The 16868-nt window shown below is 69.2% G+C and carries 20 protein-coding genes and 1 pseudogene; 7 read left to right on the top strand and 14 right to left on the bottom strand.

Annotation, left to right across the window (positions count from 1 at the left end; translation table 11 throughout):
• Window positions 1-138: 138 nt before the first annotated feature.
• Window positions 139-372, top strand: coding sequence for a helix-turn-helix domain-containing protein (locus tag ABIC66_RS23190; protein WP_354073561.1), 234 nt, complete (start codon window positions 139-141; stop codon window positions 370-372).
• 126 nt (window positions 373-498) lie between these two features.
• Here ABIC66_RS23190 and ABIC66_RS23195 read toward each other — a convergent pair whose 3' ends face one another.
• On the bottom strand, window positions 499-717 hold the full coding sequence (locus ABIC66_RS23195) for a helix-turn-helix domain-containing protein (RefSeq protein ID WP_354073563.1): 219 nt from the start codon (window positions 715-717) through the stop codon (window positions 499-501).
• Window positions 718-798: 81 nt separating this feature from the next.
• Between ABIC66_RS23195 and ABIC66_RS23200 the strand changes: the two genes are divergently transcribed.
• Window positions 799-1206, top strand: a complete 408-nt coding sequence (locus ABIC66_RS23200) for a helix-turn-helix domain-containing protein (RefSeq protein WP_354073565.1) — start codon at window positions 799-801, stop codon at window positions 1204-1206.
• Window positions 1207-1218: 12 nt separating this feature from the next.
• Here ABIC66_RS23200 and ABIC66_RS23205 read toward each other — a convergent pair whose 3' ends face one another.
• The 4 genes from ABIC66_RS23205 to ABIC66_RS23220 all read right to left on the bottom strand — a co-directional run bounded on the left by ABIC66_RS23205 (window position 1219) and on the right by ABIC66_RS23220 (window position 4039).
• Entirely contained in the window at window positions 1219-2004 is a 786-nt protein-coding gene (locus ABIC66_RS23205; RefSeq protein ID WP_354073567.1) for a lysozyme inhibitor LprI family protein, read from the bottom strand.
• A 66-nt stretch (window positions 2005-2070) separates the two neighbouring features.
• Window positions 2071-2472, bottom strand: a complete 402-nt coding sequence (locus ABIC66_RS23210) for a lysozyme inhibitor LprI family protein (RefSeq protein ID WP_354073569.1) — start codon at window positions 2470-2472, stop codon at window positions 2071-2073.
• An 82-nt stretch (window positions 2473-2554) separates the two neighbouring features.
• Window positions 2555-2986: a carboxymuconolactone decarboxylase family protein gene (locus ABIC66_RS23215; protein ID WP_354073570.1), complete on the bottom strand. Its 432-nt coding sequence runs from the start codon at window positions 2984-2986 to the stop codon at window positions 2555-2557.
• Window positions 2987-3076: 90 nt separating this feature from the next.
• The gene (locus ABIC66_RS23220) at window positions 3077-4039 is read right to left on the bottom strand and encodes an acetyl-CoA carboxylase carboxyltransferase subunit alpha (protein ID WP_354073572.1); all 963 of its coding nucleotides are present in this window, start codon (window positions 4037-4039) and stop codon (window positions 3077-3079) included.
• A gap of 289 nt (window positions 4040-4328) precedes the next feature.
• Between ABIC66_RS23220 and ABIC66_RS23225 the strand changes: the two genes are divergently transcribed.
• The 3 genes from ABIC66_RS23225 (at window position 4329) to ABIC66_RS23235 (ending at window position 6511) form a co-directional block, all read left to right on the top strand.
• Window positions 4329-4526 (top strand): hypothetical protein, encoded by a 198-nt coding sequence (locus ABIC66_RS23225; RefSeq protein WP_354073574.1) that lies wholly within the window; start codon window positions 4329-4331, stop codon window positions 4524-4526.
• A 109-nt stretch (window positions 4527-4635) separates the two neighbouring features.
• On the top strand, window positions 4636-6033 hold the full coding sequence (locus ABIC66_RS23230) for a cytochrome P450 (RefSeq protein ID WP_354073576.1): 1398 nt from the start codon (window positions 4636-4638) through the stop codon (window positions 6031-6033).
• 52 nt (window positions 6034-6085) lie between these two features.
• A complete protein-coding gene (locus ABIC66_RS23235; RefSeq protein ID WP_354073577.1) occupies window positions 6086-6511 on the top strand; it encodes an OsmC family protein in 426 nt (141 codons plus the stop codon).
• A 130-nt stretch (window positions 6512-6641) separates the two neighbouring features.
• On the opposite strand, the gene ABIC66_RS23240 is transcribed toward ABIC66_RS23235, so the two are convergent.
• The 6 genes and pseudogenes from ABIC66_RS23240 to ABIC66_RS23260 all read right to left on the bottom strand — a co-directional run bounded on the left by ABIC66_RS23240 (window position 6642) and on the right by ABIC66_RS23260 (window position 12678).
• On the bottom strand, window positions 6642-7691 hold the full coding sequence (locus ABIC66_RS23240; RefSeq protein WP_354073579.1) for an HpcH/HpaI aldolase/citrate lyase family protein: 1050 nt from the start codon (window positions 7689-7691) through the stop codon (window positions 6642-6644).
• Window positions 7692-7903: 212 nt separating this feature from the next.
• Complete coding sequence (locus ABIC66_RS23245) at window positions 7904-8938, bottom strand: mechanosensitive ion channel family protein (RefSeq protein ID WP_354073581.1); 1035 nt, start codon at window positions 8936-8938, stop codon at window positions 7904-7906.
• A 33-nt stretch (window positions 8939-8971) separates the two neighbouring features.
• Window positions 8972-9091: pseudogene (locus ABIC66_RS24305) on the bottom strand (hypothetical protein); the annotation flags it as partial.
• A 21-nt stretch (window positions 9092-9112) separates the two neighbouring features.
• The gene (locus ABIC66_RS23250; RefSeq protein ID WP_354073583.1) at window positions 9113-10087 is read right to left on the bottom strand and encodes a transporter; all 975 of its coding nucleotides are present in this window, start codon (window positions 10085-10087) and stop codon (window positions 9113-9115) included.
• 166 nt (window positions 10088-10253) lie between these two features.
• Window positions 10254-11486 carry a sensor histidine kinase gene (locus ABIC66_RS23255; RefSeq protein WP_354073584.1) on the bottom strand — a complete coding sequence of 411 codons (1233 nt, stop codon included), beginning with the start codon at window positions 11484-11486 and terminating at the stop codon, window positions 10254-10256.
• Window positions 11487-11676: 190 nt separating this feature from the next.
• A complete protein-coding gene (locus ABIC66_RS23260) occupies window positions 11677-12678 on the bottom strand; it encodes an aldo/keto reductase (RefSeq protein WP_354073586.1) in 1002 nt (333 codons plus the stop codon).
• A gap of 213 nt (window positions 12679-12891) precedes the next feature.
• On the opposite strand from ABIC66_RS23260, the gene ABIC66_RS23265 reads away from it, so the two are divergent.
• Window positions 12892-13374 (top strand): VOC family protein, encoded by a 483-nt coding sequence (locus ABIC66_RS23265; protein ID WP_354073588.1) that lies wholly within the window; start codon window positions 12892-12894, stop codon window positions 13372-13374.
• 3 nt (window positions 13375-13377) lie between these two features.
• Here ABIC66_RS23265 and ABIC66_RS23270 read toward each other — a convergent pair whose 3' ends face one another.
• Together ABIC66_RS23270 and ABIC66_RS23275 are read right to left on the bottom strand one after the other, a co-directional pair.
• On the bottom strand, window positions 13378-15288 hold the full coding sequence (locus ABIC66_RS23270) for a sensor histidine kinase (protein ID WP_354073590.1): 1911 nt from the start codon (window positions 15286-15288) through the stop codon (window positions 13378-13380).
• A complete protein-coding gene (locus tag ABIC66_RS23275) occupies window positions 15275-15973 on the bottom strand; it encodes a response regulator (protein WP_354073592.1) in 699 nt (232 codons plus the stop codon). Before ABIC66_RS23275 ends, ABIC66_RS23270 begins: the two co-directional genes overlap by 14 nt.
• A gap of 316 nt (window positions 15974-16289) precedes the next feature.
• On the opposite strand from ABIC66_RS23275, the gene ABIC66_RS23280 reads away from it, so the two are divergent.
• Complete coding sequence (locus ABIC66_RS23280) at window positions 16290-16469, top strand: hypothetical protein (protein WP_354073594.1); 180 nt, start codon at window positions 16290-16292, stop codon at window positions 16467-16469.
• Between the two features lie 175 nt (window positions 16470-16644).
• On the opposite strand, the gene ABIC66_RS23285 is transcribed toward ABIC66_RS23280, so the two are convergent.
• Entirely contained in the window at window positions 16645-16866 is a 222-nt protein-coding gene (locus tag ABIC66_RS23285; protein WP_291871567.1) for an alkylphosphonate utilization protein, read from the bottom strand.
• Window positions 16867-16868 lie beyond the last annotated feature (2 nt).

Below are 16868 nucleotides of genomic sequence, written 5' to 3' on the forward strand. Positions count from 1 at the left end.
GGGGCTCCGGTGCGGCGGAACGACTGTCGCGTCGGCCGGCCCCCGCTGTCCCGTGAATTCGCGGTCATTCGCCGGTTCCGGGCCGCGCCGCCCATCGCGCGAGTTGACGGCGCGGCTCCACCATGGCTAGAACAATCCATGAACACGCCGTCTCCACTGCGAAAGCTGGGCGGAGGGATCCGCGCGCGGCGGGAGGCGGCGGGATGGACGCTGGCCGCCCTGGCGCGGGCGGCGGCTTTGGACGAGGAGGCCCTGGCGGCGATCGAGGCGGGGCGGCGCGACCCCGACTACCTGACCCTGACGCGGCTGGCCCGGGCGCTGGGGGTTTCGGTCGGGGCCCTGCTGGCGGCGATGGAGGACGGAGAAGCTTAGGGCTCGCCCCCTCTCCGCTCATCCCCGCGAAAGCGGGGACCCAAGCGGCGGTGGAGCGTGGAGCGCCAAGCTAGAATATTAGACTCGGCTTGGGTCCCCGCTTTCGCGGGGATGAGCGGTGTTGGCTCACAGCCGCCCGACCAGCTCGGCCAAGCGGATCTCCAGGGCTCGCGCCAGCTGGAACAGGGTGGTGGCGCTGGGGTTGCGCTCGCCGCGCTCCAGCAGGCCGACATAGTTGCGGTGCAGCCCCGCCAGTTCGGCCAGGGCTTCCTGGCTGAGATTGCGGGCCTTGCGGCGGTCGCGGATTTCTCGCCCCAGGGCGGTCAGGTCGGGATCATCGGACACGCGCGACCCTTGCCTTGGTCGCTCCGCGCATCTACACACCTTCAGTGTGTATTTTTCGCGCCGAGGTGGAGGGGTGCACGTATGGGTCGTCAAACAGCCAGTTCGGGTGGCGGTGTCCACCCCGTCGACCGCCATGTCGGCCAGGTGCTCCGCGCCCGCCGCCGGGCCCTGCAGCTGAGCCAGTCGGCCGTCGCCCGGACGCTGGGCGTCAGCTTCCAGCAGCTGCGGAAGTACGAGCGCGGGACCAACCGGATCAGCGCCTCGGCGCTGCACAGCCTGTCGCTGGTGCTGGACCTGCCGGTGGCGCGGTTCTTCGACGGCCTGGCCGAGCCGGAGAACCCCGACGACGGCCGCGGTCGCGACCTGGTCGCCGAGATGGTCGCCGCGCCCGAGGGCCCCGCCTTGGCCGAAGCGTTCCTGAACCTGCCGCCGGGCCCGATCCGCACACGGTTGACGGCCCTGGCGCGGGCGATCGGGACGGGGCGGTGAGCCGGGAGGTCGTCAGCGTGCGGCGCGCGGACCATGGGACTTGAAGAACGCCTCCAGCTGGTCGGCGCGGGCGGACGTCATCGCGTCGGCGCACGTCGTGGCCTGGTAGCCCCCGTCCCGCCCCCACAGCCGGTCGTCCATATACCGGTCGCACGCGGCGTCCCGGTAGGCGATCCACAGGCGCTGCGCCGCGCGCAGGGTGTCCTTGTCCCCCGGGACCAGTTGCGCCAGGAGGGCCTTGTAGGTCCGGTTCAACCGGGCGTCCGAGCGCGCGAGGTCGTTCAGCGCGCACACCCCCATGTCCCGGGCGGTATGTGCCCGCTTCTCGCAGGGAGACGGCGGAGCGATCACGGCCCCAGGGGGTGGCTCCGCCGACGGATTGGCCTCTGCAGCGAGCGACTCGGCGCGGTCGATGGTGTTCTCCAGCACGCACTGGCGCGCGTCGAGTTCGGCCCGCGCGCCCCAGGTCGGGCTGGCGGCGAGGCGGCAATCGGCGTCCCGGAACGCGGCCCAGGCCCGCTGGGCCGCGCGCACGGGGTCCGAGGCGATGGCTTCGGGCGGGTCGCGATCCTTCTCGAGATCGATCATGTCCTTGAGGACCGCCTGGTAGTCGCGCTCCAGCGCGGCGTCCTGGCGTCGGATCTCCGCGTCCACGCAGGCGATGGCGCCGGCCTGGGCGCGCGCCGCCGGCCCGGCCAGACAGCGGTCATAGGCGGACAGCGGCGCCTTGGCCGGCTGAGCCGCCTGGGCGGGCGCGACCGCCAGGACGGCCGCGACGACGGCGAGGGATCGGATCATCGGGCAAGCTCCACCTTGGAGCGCCACCTTAGCGTGTCCGCCGCCGAACGCCAGCGAACGCCGTTCTCAGCCCTGCTTGCGGAAGTCTTCCAGCGCATCGGCGCGGCGCGCGGTGCGGTCCAGCCGGCAGTTGGCGGCCTCGACCCGGCTGATCGTGCCCCAGTCCTGGTCGTAAAGGCTGGCGCAGTCGGCGTCGCGGAAGGCGATCCAGGCGCGCTGGGCCTTCTGCAGCGCCGCCTTCTGGCGCGGCAGCTCCATCCGCTTCATCGCCGTCCGATAGGCGCGGTTCAGCCGGGCGTCCTGGGCTTCGAACTCGATCCCGATGCACTCGATCATGCCCATGGTGCTCTGCCCGCTCGGCGCGGCCAGGCAGCGGTCGTAGGCCGGCGAGTACTTTGGGTCCTCGGCATGGGCCGCTGGGGCGACGGCGGCGGTCAACAGCAGCACGGCGGCGAAGAGACGGGTCATCTGAGGCTCCAGCAAGACGGGGCCCTTCGCCGCCGCTCTTTTTCAAACATTCAGAGCGTGGCGGCCGCCACGCTCTAGTCGTCTAATGCGCCGAAACGCCCAGGCGGTTCCAGAGGTTGATCATTCCGATACAGGCCGTCAGGGCGCTGGCCTGCTGGTCGTCGAAGTGATCGCGCAGGGCCGCGCGCAGCGGCGCCAGGTCGGAATGGGTCGGCAGCTGGGTCAGGGTCTCGGTCCAGGCCAGGGCCGCCTTCTCGGCGGCGGTGTAGTCGCTGACGTGGCTCCAGACCGTCAGGCGGTCGAGGCGCTCGTTGGTCTCGCCGTCGTCGCGGGCCTCTTTCGAGTGCATCTTCACGCAGAAGGCGCAGCCGTTGATCTGCGAGGCGCGCAGCTTGACCAGATGGATCAGGCCAGCCGGCAGGCCAGAGGCGACCACCGCGCCCTCGGCGGCGATGAAGGCCTTGTAGATCTCGGGAACGTTCAGGTCGTGGCGGAAGGCGGCGGTGTCGCCCATGGTCTTGCTCCTTGCTGTCGGGCCGCGATCGGCCCTTCGGGAACAGGACGAGGCTAACGCCGCCGTTGTGACGTCGGCGACCAGAAAATCCTACTGCAGGCCGGCGCGGCCGATGGCGTAGAAGCGCTCGGCGCGCTGTTTCTTCAGCTCGGCCGCGCTCATGGCGGCCATGGCCTTCAGCTCATCCTCGACCGCGTCGCCGACCGCCTGGATCGCCGTCTCGGTGTCGGAATGAGCGCCGCCGGCCGGTTCCTCGATGATCCGATCGACGATGCCCAGCTTGATCAGGTCCTGGGCGGTGATGCGCATCTGCGTCGCCGCGTCCTTGGCCCGGGCGCCGTCGCGCCACAGGATCGAGGCCGCGCCTTCCGGCGAGATCACCGAATAGATCGAGTGCTCCAGGATCAGCACGCGGTTGGCGCCGGCCAGGGCGATGGCCCCGCCGCTGCCGCCCTCGCCGACGATCGTGGCGACCATCGGCACTTCCAGCGTCAGGCAGCGCTCGGTCGAGCGGGCGATGGCCTCGGCCTGACCGCGCTCCTCGGCGCCCAGGCCCGGATAGGCGCCAGCGGTGTCGACGAAGGTCAGGACCGGCAGGCTGAAGCGCTCGGCCATGTCCATCAGGCGGACGGCCTTGCGGTAGCCCTCGGGGCGGGCCATGCCGAAGTTGTGCTTCAAGCGCGTGGTGGTGTCGTGGCCCTTCTCGTGGCCCATGACCACGACCGGCTGGCCCCGGAAGCGGCCGAGGCCGCCGACGATGGCCTGGTCGTCGGCGAACTTGCGGTCGCCGCGCAGCTCGACGAACTCGTCGATCAGGCCCGCGACATAATCGCGCAGGTGCGGCCGCTGGGGGTGCCGGGCGACCATCGTCTTCTGCCAGGCGTCCAGATTGGCGTAGGCCTCCTTGCGGAGGTCCTGGGCTCTGTCACGAAGAGCTTGGATCTCGGCGTCGAACGCCCCCGGTCCAGCCGTTTCGGAGAGCCGGGACAGCTCTTCGATTTTGCTTTCCAGGTCAGCGATTGGGCGTTCGAAATCGAGATAATGGGCGGCCATGGACTCTTAAACGTCGCCGTTAATGAAAGGGTGCGAACCTAGTGGCGGAATCCGTCGAGGGAAAGAGGCGAGATTCCGGCGCGGAACCGCCCCGAATCGGACGTGTTTTATCCACAGGCTGCGATGTGGCGATCCCCAGGTGAGTCTCGAATCGAGACTCTCTCCTCTGGTGAATCGCGACATAGAGTCCTATGTTGAATTTGTAGCAGGTCGCGGAAGCCGACTTGCGCCCCCGCGGGCCCCGGCATCGAATATGCGCGGCCCCGCCTGATGAGAGCGCACAGTTCCCATGCAGGTGTTCACCTTCTTCTGTGTCGAGTCCGACGGCTCGGTCCCGCGTTTCGACGTCACGCCCTGCGCGGACGATCATGCGGCGCGCGCCAGAGCTTTCGAACTGCTGGACATGCACAATCGCTGCGACTTCGTCGAAGTGTGGCGCGGTTCGCAACGCGTCTTCGACGTGACCGCCCACGCCGTCGCCGCCTGAGTCTGAAATTCCTGACTCGATGAATTATTGCGCGGCGATCTGAGCGGCTATAGCCTCTGCTTCCGGATGGGATCCAAAACGGGTCCCGCTTGCCGGAAGGCCGCCCTCCATGGACCTCGTTGAAGACGTCCGCCCCGCGCCTCCCCTCATTCCGCCCGCGCCCAAGGTCCACGCCCGTCCGCTCGGCGGTTCGGCGCTGGGTGAGCTGCGCGTCGCCTGGGAGATGGGCCGCAACCTGGTCGGGACCTATTGCGAGGACGACTTCGACAGCCTGGTCACGCCCTACGTCTTCATGGGCCAGCCGGGCCTGGTGGTCAGCGATCCGGCCGCCGCGCGCCAGATCCTGACCTCGCTCAACTATCTTCGCCCCGTGAAGGCCCGCCGGCCGCTGCGGCCGCTGGTCGGCGAGGGCGTGCTGCTCAGCGAAGGCGAGACCTGGAGGCGCCAGCGCAAGAGCCTGGCCCCGGTCTTCACCCCGGCCGCGACGGGCGGCCTGCTGCCTCACTTCGTCGCCGCCGGCGCGGGCCTGACCGAGACGCTGGACGGCGGAAGCCACGCCAATCTGGCCCAGGCCTTCCATCACGCCACCCTGGACGCCGTGCTGCGCGCCCTGTTCTCGCGCCGCGCCGACACAGAAGGCGCGCTGCTGGCGGAGCTGGTCCGCCGCTACATGGAGGGGCCGGCCCACTTCAAGCTGTTCGACTTCATGGCCAAGGGCGCCGACGACCTGACGTTCGCGGACGGCGACCGGCGGCGGCTGGGCGCGCGCTGGCTGGCGGCGGTCGATGCGCTGATCGCCGAGCGCCGGGCGCAGCCTCACGCCGATGTGCTCGACATGCTCGACCGCCTGCTGGCCGCGCGCGACGAGGCCGGCGCGCCGCTGGCCGACCAGGAGATCCGCGACCAGTGCGGCTCGATGCTGGCGGCGGGGTTCGAGACCACTTCGCGCCTGCTGTTCTGGGCCGCCTATCTGCTGGCCCTGGATCCCGCCGCCCAGGCGCGCGTCCGCGCCGAGGTCCACGCCTTTCCGGCCGAACGCGTGACCAGCCTCGACGACTTGAAGGCCTGGCCGCTGCTGCGCGCGGTGCTGTTCGAGACTCCGCGGCTCTATCCCGCCGCCCCGATGATCGCCCGTCAGGCGCAGGGCGCCGACGCCGTGCTGGGCCACGAGGTAGTCCCCGGCTGCATGGTCACCATCAGTCCCTGGCTGATCCATCGGCACCGCAAGCTGTGGGACGCCCCGACCGCCTTCCGGCCCGAGCGGTTCCTGGATCAACCGCATCCATGGGGCGTCGAGGCGTTCCTGCCGTTCGGGGCCGGCCCGCGGGTCTGCATCGGCGCCGGCTTCGCCCTGGCCGAGGCGCAGATCATCCTGGCCAGCCTGCTGGACCGGTTCCAGCTGACGATGGCCGGCGATCGACCGGTGCTGCCCAAGGCCTCGATCACCCTGGGGCCCGACCACGAGCCGGACTTCCGGCTGAGCCCGATCGTGCAAGCGCGCCCTTGAGGGGGGTGGTAGGAAGCGCCAGCTTCCGCCGACCGACTCAAGGACCTCTTCCATGACCGACGCCGTCCACACCCGCCCGTTCGCCACCGCCGACGACAGCGGCCACGGCGGCCTGCAGACCTTCGTCACGGCCGGCCCGTCGACGATCGTCGCCGACGTCTCGGTGGCCCAAGGCGGGCTGGACCTGGGCCCCGACCCGCACGAGCTGGTCTGCGCGGGCCTGGCGGCCTGCACCAGCATGACCGTGCGGCTCTACGCCAACCGCAAGGGCTGGAACATCGCGGCCATGCATGTCGAGGTCTTCCACCACGCCGACCCCGACCAGACCCCGCACGACCGCTTCGAGCGCGTGATCACCATCGAGGGCGACCTGAATGACGAGCAGATCGAGCGCCTGTTCGAAATCGCCGAGAAGTGCCCGATCCACAAGCTGCTGACGGCGGGGGCGCGGGTGGTGACGACGGTGGGCGGGAACTGAGCCAAGCCTTCCACCTCAGCAGGCCCCCACCTGACCTCACTCCGCGAGGTCGTCCGCCCCCGGAGGGGGCGGAAGGATCCTTCTTCCCCCTCCGGGGGAGGAGCGCCGAAGGCGCGGAGGGGGCAAGTGACTAGAGCCCATACAGCGCCCTATATTCCGCGTCCTTGCCCGCGATCTGGCGGGCGCAGTCGACCATCACCTTGGCCTGTTTCCAGGTGGCGTCGTCCTGCATCTTGCCGTCGATCATCGCCACGCCCGTGCCGTCCGGCATGGCTTCGAGGATCTTGCGCGCGAAGGCGACCTCGTCCGGAGCCGGGCTGAACACCGCCTTGGCGATGGCGATCTGGCTGGGGTGCAGGCTCCAGGCGCCGGCGCAGCCCATCAGGAAGGCGTTGCGGAACTGCTGCTCGCAGGCCACCGGGTCGTCGATCGCCCCGAACGGGCCGTAGAACGGCTTGATGCCGTGGGCGGCGCAGGCGTCGACCATCTTGGCGAAGGTGTAGTGCCACAGATCCTGCTGCACCGAGGCGCGGGCCGAACCGTCCGCATGCGGATCCTCGATGACGCGGTAGCCCGGATGGCCGCCGCCGACCCGGGTGGTCTTCATGGCGCGGCTGGCCGCCAGGTCGGCCGGGCCCAGCGAAATCCCCTGCATGCGCGGGCTGGCGCCGGCGATCTGCTCGACGTTCATCACGCCCTCGGCCGTCTCCAGGATGGCGTGCAGCAGGATCGGCCGGGTGACGCCGTGCTTGGCCTCCAGCGAGGCCAGGAGCTGGTCCATGTAGAAGATGTCCCACGGCCCCTCGACCTTGGGGACCATGATCACGTCGATCTTGTCGCCGGCCTTCTCGACGATGGTCGCAACCTCGTCCAGGTGCCAGGGCGAGTTCAGGCAGTTGATCCGCGTCCAGAAGCCGACGCCCAGTTTCTTGAAGTCGACCTCGCGCGACATCGCCACCAGGCCGGCCAGGGCCGCGCCCTTGGCGTCGGCGGGGATGGCGTCCTCCAGATTGGCCAGGATGACGTCGACGGTCGGGGCGATCTCGGCGACCTTGGCGCGGACCTTGTCCAGGTGCGGCGGCACGAAGTGGATCATCCGCTCGACCCGGGCCGGCGGCTCGCGCCAGGGCGTCGGCGCGCCGATGGCCAAGGGTTTGAAAAAGCCGCGCGCGGTTTTCATCCGCTATCTCCCCGTTTTTGACCTCCCTCCCCCCGCTCATCCCCGCGAAAGCGGGGACCCAAGCAGAGGCTCGGAATCTGGCGAAGCCGTCCGCGAAACTGCTGATTCAGCTTGGGTCCCCGCTTTCGCGGGGATGAGCGATAGAGGGGTGCGCTTTTGCACTTGCGAGAACATTGCGGCGACGCAGCAATCTCGTCAACCCGCCAAGGTTATCAACGTTCAGTCTTGGGCGGGGAAGGCGAAGGCGGCGGGTTAGGCATCTCTTCCGGATCCTCGCGTTCCAGATCGGCGGCGGCGTCGTTGCTGGAGCCGGCCCGGACCGCCTTGGCCTTGCGGCGACGGGCGGCGGGTTCCAGCTTGAGGCTGGTCAGGGCGTCCTCGCCCTCCTCGCCGAACAGGGCGCGCACGCGGATGTCGCGCTGCGGATAGGGGATCTCGATGCCGGCCCCGCGCAGGGCGTCGTCGATCAGCCAGGTATAGGCCGCGAAGATCGCCGCCGGCCGGCGCACGGCCTCGACGGTCGGCCAGACGATCAGCTCGAACTTGAGCGAACTCTCGCCATAGCCGACCAGCCAGACCTGGGCCCGGCGGGTGGCGTCGTCGGGCGAGGTGTAGGGCGCGGCCTTGGCGGCCTTCAGCACCGCCTCGCGCACCCGGTCCTTGTCCGCGCCGAAGGCGGTGACGAACGGCACCCGGATGCGGCGGTTGGTGTTGCGCAGGGTCCAGTTGATCACCTGGTCGTTCACCAGCACCGAGTTGGGCACGATGATGTCGGTGCTGTCGTTGGTGCGGATGCGGGTCGCGCGGGGACCGATCTCGTGGACCACGCCCCGGCCGCCATTGGGCAGCTCGACGAAGTCGCCCACCGCCACCAGCCGCTCGAACACCAGGCTGACGCCCGACGCGAAGTCCTTGATGATGCCCTGCAGGCCCAGACCCACGCCGACGCCCAGGGCGCCGGCGAACACGGTCAGCGAGGTCAGGTCGACGCCCATGGTCGACAGGCCCGCCACCACCCCGATGACCACCAGGCCGTAGGTGACGACCTTCTCGACGATGTACAGCGAGGCCGCGTTGCCAGCCGCCTTCTCGCGCAGCTTGCGCAGGCCGGTGGAGGTCAGGCGCGCGGCGACGATGGCGACGACGACGATCAGGATCCCGGCCGCCAGCCCGCCGACCGTCACCGACGCCTTGCCCAGCTTCAGGAGTTCGAAGGAATCGAGCGTGCGAAGCGGGTTGCCGGCCATGGGGCGGAGTGTGGGGGGATCATGGTCGGAGGATCAAGGCCCGGCGAACGCAGCGCCCCCTCCGTCACGATGCGTATTCGCATCGCGCCACCTCCCCCGTTTCACGAGGGAGGAGGAAATCCGCCCCTCCTCCCCCGCCCGCGGGGGAGGTGGCCCGGAGGGCCGGAGGGAGCGTCACCGCACGTAGTTCACCGCGATCGCCGGCGTCACCGAGGCCGTCACGTTGCGGCCGGCCGGCACGATCCGCGCCCCGACGATCACGCCGACGCTGGAATTGAAGTTGTACTCCACCGCCGGCGCCAGGATCAGCGCCTTGCTGACCGGATAGCGGCGCTCGAAGCCGCCGCCGCCCAACCTGCCGGTCACCTTGGTCGAGTCGTCGCGCTGCCAGGCCAGGTCCATGGCCGCCACCCAGTTCCTGGTGATGCTGTACTCGAAGGCCAGGTTGACCAGGAAGCTGTCGCCCGGCTGGGCCTTGCCGGTAAAGCCGGTGGGCGTGCCGTAGACGCTGGCGCCGCGAACCTTGGCGTTGTCGGACCGGGTGTACTGCGCGTTCAGGCGGGTGCGCAGAATCCGGCCGTTCGGCATCCAGAACAGGTACTGCGAATTGAGGCCGACGGTCGTGGCGTAGGCCCCGCTGCCGAAGCCGTCGTTGGGGCGGCCTTCCAGATGGTCGTGGCGGCCGATCGGCAGGTTCTCCTGCAGCATCACCGAGAGGGTCGGCCGCTTGCCTTCCTCGTACTGCATCAGGCGGTACTGGGCCTGGGCGGTCAGGTCGCCGATCCCCAGCCCCTGGCTCCAGCGCCCGCCGGCCCGGCGATAGCCCAGATGCGGGATGAAGCCGGCCGTCAGGGTGTCGGTGACGCCGTACAGCATGTAGGCCGACGAGCCGATGTTGTCGGCGTCCGGGGCGCTGTGGCGCTTGCCGTCGGCGTCGAAGCTTCCGTACGGCTTGGCGTCATAGAGATAGGGTTCGAACAGAATGTGACCCGTGGGCAGGGTGCCAGCGCCCGAGGCCAGCAGAGGACCGGTCCACCAGGCCTCGTCCAGGCTCTGGCGCCGCGGCGCCTCGGAGCTGGCGAAGGCGGGCGCGGCCAGGGCCGAGGCGGCCGCCGCCATCAGGGCGGCGCGGCGAATGGTCGAACTCATGATCTCTCCCCGGGTGACGTCTTTGCGCCATAGGCCGCGTTCAGACGCGACGCCGCCCGAAACTTGCGGATCGGCGACCGGATTCTGTCAGCAGCTTGCAGATGGGAGGTAGAACTTCGCGGCGTCAGGCGCCACTCCCGGGGAATTCAGGGGCGCCACTCGGCGCCTACAGCGCCACCTTGGCCATCGGCAGGCGCATGTCCACGCGCAGGCCCTCGGGGGCCCAGTCATAGTCCAGCGCGCCGCCGAACTGGCTGACGACGGTGTTGCGCACCAGGGTGCTGCCAAAGCCCTTGGTCTCAGGCGCCGCGACGACTCGCGGACCGCCCTGCTCGACCCATCGCAAGCTCAGGATTTCGTCGTCGGCGGTCCAGCTGATCGCGACGCGGCCATGCTCGTCGGACAGCGCGCCGTACTTGAGCGCGTTGGTGGTCAACTCGTGGAAGACCAGAGCCACGCCCGTGATCGCGTGGTCGCCGCAGGGCACGTGCGGTCCCTCGATCACGAATCGCGTCGGGAGCGCGAGATCGGTATGCTCGTGCGGGGCGACCACCGCCGCGATCAGGGCGCCGATGTCGCCGGTGCGCGGCGCGCGCCCCACCTCGTGCAGCTTGCGGCTGACCAGGGTGTGGGCGCTGGCCAGGGCGTGCAGCCGGCCCGACAGGGACCGGGCCATGTCCGCCTTGTCGACGGCGCCGCGGGCCGTGCCGCGGATCATGCCGTCGGTGATGGCGAACAGGTTCTTGACCCGGTGGCTCATCTCCTTGGTCAGCAGCTCCTGTTCCTCCAGGGCGTCCTGGAGCTGGCGCTCGCCGTGCAGCATCCGCAGGGCGATGCCGACAAAGGCCGCCAGTTCGGTCATCGAGCGGGCGTGACCGCCATCGAACCAGCCTTCCTTGTCCGAGACGATCCACAGCGTGCCGATCGGCAGCTCGCCGCCGAAGCGCAGCGGCACCAGCAGCACCTCGGGCACGACGATCCCCGCCTCATCGATCCAGCCATAGACCCGCTCGGGATGGCGGGCCAGCACCGGGCCGTTGAGGTCCAGCGTGACGCCGCAGGGACTGGACTCGCGGGGCGTCGTGGCGTGCTCGAAGGCGGCCAGGCTGCCGCGCAGATAGCGCCAGCGAAAGACGCCGGGGCCCGGCGGGTCGGGCTCGTAGAGGCTGAGGCCCGCCGAGACGCCGCCCGTCAATTCCATGGCCAGGTCGACGAAGCGGGGCAACACCTGCTCGGGCTGATCGGCCATGCGCATGGCCAGTTCCTGGACGGCGTGCTTCTCGCGCAGGTGGTCGGCCGGCTTGACCGGACGGGACGCCAGTTCGTCCGTGATGTAGACGTGCGCGAGCGCCGGATCCGGCGCGACGCTGTCGCGTGGTCGGCTCTGCCCCCCGATCATGTCCGTCCTCGTCCTAACCTTCCCAGCGGGCAAACGCGCGAACGCGGTTTTGGCTCGGCTTCATGGTGAAGTTTCTCGGGCGAGCAGAAACAAGGATGGCGGCCCGTCGATCACCTTATCACGCGATCAGGAGAAAAAGGGTCGAGAAGACGACTCCGGCGCCGAAGCGGCGCCGGAATCTTGACAGGCTCTAGCGGCCGACCATCGCCAGGCCGGCCTGGCTGTAGCGTTCGCCCTCGACGGCGGTTTCCGGCACGGCGGCGGCGATGCGAGCTAGGTCCTCGGCCGACAGCGAGACGTCGACGGCGCCGATGTTCTCTTCCAGGCGCGCGATCTTGGTGGTGCCCGGGATCGGCGCGATGTCCTGGCCCTGATGCAGGATCCAGGCGAGCGCCAGCTGGGCGGGAGTGATCCCCTTCTCGCCGGCGATCTCGACCAGGGCGTCGACCAGCGACAGGTTCCGGGTCAGGGCCTCGCCCTGGAAGCGCGGCAGGCCGCGGCGGAAGTCGTTCTCGGCCAGGGTCTCGGGACGAACCGCGCCGGTCAGGAAGCCCCGGCCCAGCGGGCTGTAGGGCACCAGACCGATCTTCAGTTCGCGCAGGGTCGGCAGGATCTCGGCTTCCAGCTCGCGGAACCACAGCGAATATTCGCTCTGCAGGGCCGCCACGGGCTGGACGGCGTGAGCCTTGCGGATGGTGGCCGCGCCGGCCTCCGACAGGCCGAAATGCTTGACCTTGCCCTCGGCGATCAGGTCCTTGACCGTCCCGGCCACGTCCTCGATCGGCACGTTCGGATCGACGCGGTGCTGGTAGAACAGGTCGATGACCTCGACGCCCAGGCGTTTCAGCGAGGCCTCGGCGACCTCGCGGATGTGCTCGGGCCGGCTGTTCACGCCGCGCATCCGGCTATAACCCTGGCCATCGCTGGCGGGGCCGATGTCGAAGCCGAACTTGGTGGCGATCACCACCTTGTCGCGGAAGGGCTTCAGGCCCTCGCCGACCAGCTCCTCGTTCAGAAACGGGCCATAGATCTCGGCGGTGTCGAAGAAGGTCACGCCCAGCTCGACGGCCTTGGCCAGCACCTTGAAGGCGTCGGCCTTCTCCAGGGCCGTGCCGTAGACCTGGTTCATCCCCATGCAACCGAGACCGATGGCCGAAACCGTAAGGCCGTCGCCGAGTACGCGCGTCTTCATGGGGAGCTCCTTCTGTAGGGATCAGGCGTGGCGGCGCCGCCGCCAGCCGTCCGAAGATAGGGTGACAGCTTCACCGGATAAGAGCGTTTGGCTCACTGCTCTGTTGAGTCTAGCTCAGCAATCATTTTGTTCGGGCAATTTAGAGCTGGTTGTCGGAACGCGGTTCGGTCAACCGTCCTTGGGTCGAACATCAACGGTCCGATGGAGACGACCATGCCCAAGATCACCCCCTTCCTGTGGTTCGACAAGGAGGCCGAGGAGGCCGCCAAGCTCTACGTCTCGCTGTTCCCGAATTCGAAGATCACCAGCGTCGACTACTATCCCGGCGAAGCGCCCGGCGGCGGCAAGCCCGGCAAGGTCATGACCGTGACCTTCGAGATCGATGGCCAGAAGGTCATCGCCCTGAACGCCGGCCCGACGTTCAAGCTGGACGAGGCGTTCTCGTTCGTCATCGACTGCGACGGCCAGGACGAGGTCGACCACTACTGGAACGCCCTGACCGCCGACGGCGGGCAGGAGTCGCAGTGCGGCTGGCTCAAGGACAAGTTCGGCCTGTCGTGGCAGGTCACGCCGCGCCAGCTGATCGAGGCGACCACCAGCCCGGATCGCGAGGCCGCCGGCCGGGCGTTCCAAGCGATGATGGGCATGCAGAAGATCGACATCGCCAAGATCCAGGCGGCGTTCGAGGGGAAGTAATGGCTAGCCCTTCCTGACCGGCAGGGCGAGAGCCAGGCTGCTGCCGCGATCGGACGGCTCCCAGCGCAGGACCGCGCCGATCGCCTCGGCGCGGCTGAGCTGGTTGGCCAGGCCGCGCCCGCCGGACGGCAAGGTCGTCGGATCGAAGCCCCGGCCGTTGTCCTGCACCCGGACCAGCACCGTATCGTCCTCGGCGCGGACCGAGACCGTCAGCGCTCGCGCCCCGCTGTGCTTGAGGACGTTGGCGATGGCCTCCTGCAGGATGCGCAGGATGTGCAGGGCGTGGCGCTGGTCCAGCCATTCCAGCGGCGGGACCTCGCCGGCGTCCCAGATCAGCTTGACGCCGGCGGCCTCCAGGCGCGGCTGCAGGCGAAAGCGCAGGGTGGCCAGCAGCAGCAGGAGATCGGTCTCGACCGGCTCCATCGAGTCGATCGTCAGCTTCAGGTCGTCGATACAGCCGCGCAGGATGCCGACGGTGTCCAGCTCGGCGCCGCGATCGCCCTCGAAAGCCCGCAAGGCGCCGACCAGGGTCGAACCCAGGCCGTCGTGCATGTCCTGCATCAGCCGCTGGCGTTCCTGGTGCAACAGCTCGCGACGTTCGACCTCGCGCAGCCGGTCGTAGCTGACGGCCAGCTCGGCCTCGCGCTGGGCCAGGCGTCGAGCCAGGTCGGCCTTGGCCTGGGTCGCCGTCTCCAGCGCCTCGATGTAGCGGCTGAACATGATGTACCAGAACAGCAGCGTGAACCCGACGCCGGTGAAGTTGCTCAGGAAGACGCTCTCGATGTTCACCAGGTTCTGCTGCAGGCCCAGGTCGTAGACGCCGACCATGACGGTGATCAGACACCAGAGCGACAGCAGCATGGCGTCGCGCGACCTCGACCGGATCGACTGGCGCACGCCGTTGAAGGCCACGACCAGCCCCAGGATCAGCAGGTTGATATAGACCGGCGCCGAGAACAGCGTGGGATCCACCAGGCCCGGCAGGGTGGCGACCGTCCAGACGCCGCCATTGAGCAGGGCCGCGCCCGTCAGCCAGCGCTGGCGCACCCCGTGCAGCTCGGCCACGAACAGATGCAGCACGATGATCATCCAGTACGGCGAGATCACGGTGAGCCAGCCGAACCAGGCGTCCGAGACGATCAGCGGATGCACGCCGACGAAGGTGTGCAGCATCCGCACGAACACGACGACCGAGGTCAGGAAATACAGCAGGTAGATCGGCTCGCCGCGCCGGCTGAGCCAGACGAAGAAGGCGAAAACACCCGTGGCCAGGAACGCGAAGGAGGCGAACGACGACAGCTGGACCTGCAGGATCTCGCGCATCGTGTAACGGGGCGCCAGCTGGCGATAGGTCCCGATCCAGACCGAAGAGAACGCGCCGCCGATCCCGCGCACATGCTGCAGGCGGATGTCGACCACGCGCGGCGGATGCGAGACGTCCGTGCGCGGCAGGCTGATCATCAGCGGCTCGTTGGAGCCGTTCCATTGCAGATTGGCGTGCGACTGGTGGACCAGCCGCCCGTCCGCGTAGATCGCCAGCGAGCCGTCCGATTTCCAGCGCGGGACGTAGAGATAGAGCTGGCGGCCGTCGTCGGGCAGCGGCGGGACGCTCAGCGAATACCAGGTGACGCGGGTGGCGATGCGCTGGGGCGAGGCCTCGACCGCGGGCGCGAACAGCGGCGCCGGGGCGTGCGGCAGGGTCACGATCTTCCCCGCCGTCGGTCCGCCCTTCGGACTGGTCGCCGGCGGCGGCTGGTAGCCGACCGTGTCGACGGTGGTCATCCGCGCGGCGGTCAGACGCACGCCGCCGGCCCGGGCCTCGATGAAGAACGCCACGGCCAGGGCCGCCAGCCCCGCCAGAACCCACGCCGCCCAGGGAAACCAGCGACGCTCGGTCAGCCTAGAGGAGGCCATAGGCGCGGGCCTCGAACACGGCCTCGGTCTTCGAGCGAACCTCCAGCTTGGCGTAGATGCGCCGCACGAAGGTCAGCACCGTGTTGCGCGACACGCCCATCAGCTCGGCGATCTCCTCGAACGAGAAGCCGCGGGTGATCAGCTGCAGCGTCTCCTGTTCCCGCTCGGAAAGGCTGGGGATTCCGGACTTGTCGGCCGCCTCGACCTCGCCCGCCGGCTTCTCGTCCGGGCGAAAGCGCATCAGCACCTGGCGGGCGATGCGAGGGCTGATCGGGCTGCCGCCGGCGTGCAGGACGCGGATGTCCTGGACGATGGTCGGCAGAGGACTGTCCTTGAGCAGATAGCCGCTGGCCCCGGCCTCGATCGAGGCGATCACGTGGCGTTCGTCGGCGAAGGTGGTCGCGACCATGATCGCGCAGGCGGGCCAGCGCCCGTGGGCCTCGCGGATGACGTCGACGCCCGAACCGTCCGGCAGGCCAAGGTCCACGACCAGCACGTCGACGGGCGGCTCGGCCAGCATGGCCCGCGCCTCCGCCGCCGTGGCGGCCACGCCGACCATGGCCAGGTCCGGCGCGGCCGCCAGGGCGGCGCGGAACGCCTCCTGGAACGCGGCGTCGTCCTCGACCAGCGCGACCTTGAGCGGGGCCCCGTTGAGAGAGGGCGACGGCGCGGCCTCGATGCTCATTCCGCTTTCCTCGTCCCACTTCCCGCGATGGGCGCAAACCGTTGTAGCAAAAGGCGTCGCGGAGCTCTCGTCACACGACGTCATCACATCTTGCGACAGGCCCGACATTGCTCCGCCGCCGCTCGCGCGGCAACTAGGCTGTGTCGTCGGCCGTCTGAGCAACGGTCGGCGCGGAGCTCGCGCGGTGGGGCGCAAAAGGGCGGGGGCGTCGCGGCCAAGGCGACGCCCTCCCCGGCTCGTTCCCGTCGAGGCGAGGCGGGCGGCATGTCGTCCCGATCCGGTGACATGCCGCCAACACCGGGTGGGGGCCCGTGTCGTGGCGCTGTCGAACGACCTGAGGCCGGAAAACAAGGCGCTGGTGGTGATCCTCACCGCCCTGCAGCTGGCGGTCGTCGTCGCGGTCTGGATGCTGGCCATCGTCCCCGCCGGCCTGCTGGCCTTGGCGGTGCTGGCTCGGAAGGCGATCAGGACGGGCTTGAAGGGCGAGGCTCGGTGAAGCGCGGAGCGAGATTTCTCGTTTCCCAAACTCGCTCATCCCCGCGAAGGCGGGGACCCAAGCTGAATTAGACGATCAACTCGAAGCTTCGCAGAAATCGAGAAGCCGTTTGGATCTCCGCTTTCGCGGGGATGAGCGAACTTTTGACAGCCTAGCTCTGAACGTCGATTGCCCCTCAAGCCTTCTTCACGAACTCCGTCCGCAGGACCAGGCCCTTCACCTTGTCGACATTGGCCTCGATCTCGTCGGGATCGCCGGTCAGGCGGATCTTCTTGACCACCGTGCCGCGCTTGAGCGTGACGCCGCCCGAGCCCTTTACCTTGAGGTCCTTGATCAGGGTGACGGTGTCACCGTCGGCCAGCAGGGTTCCGTTGGAGTCGCGGGTTTCTTCGCTCATGG

The organism is Caulobacter sp. 1776 (genome assembly GCF_040545685.1).
Classification (GTDB): Bacteria; Pseudomonadota; Alphaproteobacteria; order Caulobacterales; family Caulobacteraceae; genus Caulobacter.